Annotated in this window: 4 protein-coding genes; 3 read left to right on the top strand and 1 reads right to left on the bottom strand. The window is 68.1% G+C overall.

Annotated features, from left to right (window positions below):
* The coding region (locus MJ785_RS19595; protein WP_239382178.1) for an ATP-binding protein at positions 1-660 on the bottom strand (660 nt) is incomplete at its 3' end.
* Between the two features lie 229 nt (positions 661-889).
* Between MJ785_RS19595 and MJ785_RS19590 the strand changes: the two genes are divergently transcribed.
* The 3 genes from MJ785_RS19590 to MJ785_RS19580 form a co-directional block, all read left to right on the top strand.
* Entirely contained in the window at positions 890-1,120 is a 231-nt protein-coding gene (locus MJ785_RS19590; protein ID WP_239310339.1) for an antitoxin, read from the top strand.
* A complete protein-coding gene (locus MJ785_RS19585) occupies positions 1,117-1,524 on the top strand; it encodes a type II toxin-antitoxin system VapC family toxin (protein ID WP_239310340.1) in 408 nt (135 codons plus the stop codon). Before MJ785_RS19590 ends, MJ785_RS19585 begins: the two co-directional genes overlap by 4 nt.
* 171 nt (positions 1,525-1,695) lie before the next feature.
* The coding region (locus MJ785_RS19580) for a formylglycine-generating enzyme family protein (protein WP_239382176.1) at positions 1,696-2,335 on the top strand (640 nt) is incomplete at its 3' end.

Below are 2,335 nucleotides of genomic sequence, written 5' to 3'. Positions count from 1 at the left end.
CCTAAGTGACTTGAGTTTGATGTTGAACGGGCTCGACGTGCCCAGCCGCGACGGGTCACCACCGGCCGCCGCCCCGGGGACCCGCGGAATCGCGAAGCGATTTCGGGGGTGGCAGTCACGGACATCGCGGAGACCACACAGCACGACCGACGCTGGGAAGGGCGCTGTGGAGCGGGCGTTGTAGCCGTCCCGCACCTGGCTGAGCACGCTGATCAGCGACTGGCCCTGAAGGGCGTCGATCTCGTCGAAGAACAGGACGAGCGGACGTGGGCAGATCCGGGCCCAGGCTCCGAGCGCCTCGACGATCAGGGTGCCGTCGGAGGTCTCCGGCCACGGCGCCGGCCGCAGCTCCGCAGGCAGGGTGTCCTCGGCGCTGGAGCGGAGCCGGTCGAGAATCGCCCGGGACGCGGCGCGGATGTCGTCTCCCCAGGCGCGCCCGGTCTCGCAGGAGACGTGCACCGCGGCGTACTGGCCCCGCGTGGTCAGGTCGGCCGCGAGTGCGCGGAGCGCCGTCGTCTTCCCCGTCTGGCGGGGCGCGTGGACGACGAAGTAGGCCTTGAGATCCACCAACCCGGGTGCCTCCGGGAGGCGGGACAGCGCCGGAATCATGTAATGCTCCGCGCGGATGCACGGCCCAGCCGTGTTGAACCGACGACTCACCAGTCCTCCTCCCCGCCCGACTCGTGACTTCACTACCAGCCTACCCGCGATCGACGATCTATCTGTACGATGAGCGACTTCTCCCTGACTCGTCGCGATCGCGCGGACGGACCGAGCGCACATCGACAGCTGCGGAGGGGCGCGCCGCCTTTGTCACCCAGCTCGGCCGTGCCGTCCGACAGCTACATCAGCAGCGTCGAATCGCTGGCAATGCAGGTAAAATGCCTGCATGACTGCGATCACAATCCGCGATGTCCCAGACCTGACCCTGGAGGCGCTGAAGCTCAAGGCGGCACAGACGGGCCGTAGCCTGCAGGCCTACCTGCTCGACCTCGTCACCCGCGACGCCCGGACACCGACCCTGGCCGAGATGATGGCCCGCCTCGACCGCGAGACACACACCGATCTCGCGACCTCCGACATCCTCGCCGCGATCGACAAAGGCAGACAACGCGGATGACCGCCCCGGAAGCCGTCATCGACTGCTCGGCTCTGATCCGCACACTGACCGATCATGGCCCGACCGGCCAGGCAGTCCGCCACCGCCTCGCCGGCCTGACTACATTGGCCGCACCCGGCCTGCTCGACTACGAACTCCTCTCGGCCCTGTTCGGGATGGTCCGCGGCCGGAAGCTGTCCGCACCGGAGGCGGAGAAGGCCATCGGCGACTACCAGCGCCTGCCCTTCGTACGGCACGAGACACTGATCCTCTGGGAACGCGTCCGCGACCTGCACCACAACCTCAGCGCCTACGACGCCCAGTACGTTGCCCTCGCCGAGGCCCTGGGACTCCCACTGATCACCAGCGACGCCCGCCTCGACCGTGGCGCCGCCGCCACCTGCTCCATCGAAGTCTTCGCATAGACCGACACAACCGGACGCCGGGACCGGCGCCACTGGCGGCCGGGCCGCCGCGAGGCGGGTCTTCACCTGCGCGCAAACGGCTCGGTCAGATACGGGATGACAGTCATGTCCGCCATGACGGACACGTGTCGGTACCATGACCTATCTGTGGGGGCGAGCACGGGAACCGAGATGATTGACGTCCCGTCAGGGCAGGTGACGCTGTCGGACCGGCGATCCCAGCGCAGCTGGTCGGTCGAGCTTGCGGCGTACCAGCTTGCGGCGTTCCCGGTGACCCAGACGCGATACGCCCAGGTCACCGGCCAGCGGCCGAGCGCGGCGCGAGGTGATCAGCTGCCCGTCGAGGGCGTTTCCTGGTGGGACGCCGTCAGGTTCTGCAACGTTCTGTCACAGCACGAGGGGCTGGCCCCGGCGTACCGCTTCGATGCTGACGTCGATGGTGTCGAGTGGGACACGTCCGCCACGGGATACCGGCTACCGACCGAGGCCGAGTGGGAGCATGCGTGTCGTGCCGGCACCGCCAGCGCGCGGTATGGGCGGCTCGACGAGATCGCTTGGTATCGCGGGAATTCGCGCGAGCGGATTCACGACGTGGGCGGCAGACAGCCCAATGCGTGGGGCTTTTACGACATGCTGGGCAATGTCTGGGAATGGTGCTGGGACGTCTACGACGCCGAGGTCTACGGCACCTACCGGGTGCTCCGTGGCGGCGGGTGGTTCGACGAGAGCTGGAGCTGCCGGGCCTCGGTTCGCCGTCGAAGCCACCCAACGTTCCAGATCGACGACGTAGGACTCCGCATCGCGCGCTCCA

The organism is Protofrankia sp. CiT1 (assembly GCF_917627335.1).
Lineage (GTDB): Bacteria > Actinomycetota > Actinomycetes > Frankiales > Frankiaceae > Protofrankia.
Note: the sequence above shows the minus strand (reverse complement) of the source record. Positions and strands in the feature narration are given on the sequence as shown.

Excerpts from the sequence above, each read along its gene's own strand:
- MJ785_RS19590 (WP_239310339.1), top strand. The coding sequence starts at position 890 with ATGACTGCGATCACAATCCGCGATGTCCCAGACCTGACCCTGGAGGCG.
- MJ785_RS19585 (WP_239310340.1), top strand. The coding sequence starts at position 1,117 with ATGACCGCCCCGGAAGCCGTCATCGACTGCTCGGCTCTGATCCGCACA.